At 38.4% G+C, this 1,379-nt stretch carries 1 protein-coding gene and 1 pseudogene; one reads left to right on the forward strand and one right to left on the reverse strand.

The window, feature by feature from the left end; all coding sequences use genetic code 11:
- Window positions 1-279 (forward strand): helix-turn-helix domain-containing protein (locus JT26_RS06625; RefSeq protein WP_235300040.1); only part of this gene is annotated, 279 nt, incomplete at its 5' end.
- A 564-nt stretch (window positions 280-843) separates the two neighbouring features.
- Here the strand turns inward: JT26_RS06625 and JT26_RS10215 are convergent.
- Window positions 844-1,277 (reverse strand): annotated as a pseudogene (locus JT26_RS10215) (hypothetical protein).
- Between the last annotated feature and the right edge of the window lie 102 nt (window positions 1,278-1,379).

Consider the following 1,379-nt stretch of genomic DNA (forward strand, 5'->3'; position numbering starts at 1 on the left):
AACGACAAAGAGATTGCGTACTTTTTCAACGCCGGCGACCGCATGATGAAAGGCATAGATGCTCTGCGGAAAAAGAACAGACCTCTGCTTAACGGTCATCGCTACCTGACGGATGATGAGTTGTCCCGTCTATTGCACATCAATCGACGCACGTTGCAAGACTATCGCAACATGGGAAGGATTTCCTTTATCAAGTTAGGTGGAAAGGTACTCTACCGAGAAGAGGATGTGGAAAAGCTGTTGCAAGAGAATTATCGCCCTCGGTTTGAGAAACTTTGAAAGAAAAACAGGCAGTAAGAAAAATAATTCTTACTGCCTGTTTCTTAATTGTGGCACTCTATTTTTTTTCTGTTGGTATTTAACTGTTTGCCTCTGTTACCTTGATTTTGGTCATATTGTCGATTAGTCCCTTTTGTCCCTTTGTTTGGGTTTTGCATATTCGCAGCATTTTCTTTTGGAGTGAGTTTTGTTGCCATAATTCGATAATGTTTCCTCCTTTGTTATCTCTTCCGAAGTNCCCTTTGTTTGGGTTTTGCATATTCGCAGCATTTTCTTTTGGAGTGAGTTTTGTTGCCATAATTCGATAATGTTTCCTCCTTTGTTATCTCTTCCGAAGTGGGAGGATTATTTCACTTACGGAAGATATTACTATAGATGAGAATTTAAATGTACTCGAATTGTTACAAAAAGACACTAAGTAATATGAGAAAAGATACTGAACGAATGCAAGATTATTCAGTATCTTTTGAGTGATGGTTTTTATGCTTCTTTTCAAGTATTTGAAAAATCGGATGAGATGGCAGTTGGTATTATCTGAAGGTGATAGGTTTGTTATATTTAGTTTTAATTGTACCATCTGTCTTTGTTATAGCACACAAGTAGGGGAGGAATAGATTTCTTCCTTTCTGTCAGTCTTCTGATTGTCCATTTACGGAAACTCTTGGCTTGTGGAGAAGAAATGCGAAATGATAGCATCGTTATCATCTCTATATTGTACAAATCCACNAACTCTTGGCTTGTGGAGAAGAAATGCGAAATGATAGCATCGTTATCATCTCTATATTGTACAAATCCACTGCTCCTCCCTTGAAAGATAAGGTTTGCGTCACTTCATTTTCTCTGAGTAAGCCCTCTTTGAAGATGGACTTGATATGACCATTTACCTTGCCGGAGAATACATTGAACAAATCAGCTATTTCACAAGCCGACATCCAAATGGAAGGTGTTGGGATATGGACTTTCCCGTTCTCTTCAATGGTTATGATTTCTCTTTTCATCGCTCGTTCTCCTCATTATATGGTGATACCGTTGAATTGTTCTATTTTGCTCAACTTATCAGAAAGGGCTTCCATATCTCGACTCTCTTTTTCATGGGTAAT

It is taken from the genome of Porphyromonas sp. COT-108 OH1349, from assembly GCF_000768755.1.
In the GTDB taxonomy this organism is placed as follows: domain Bacteria; phylum Bacteroidota; class Bacteroidia; order Bacteroidales; family Porphyromonadaceae; genus Porphyromonas_A; species Porphyromonas_A canoris.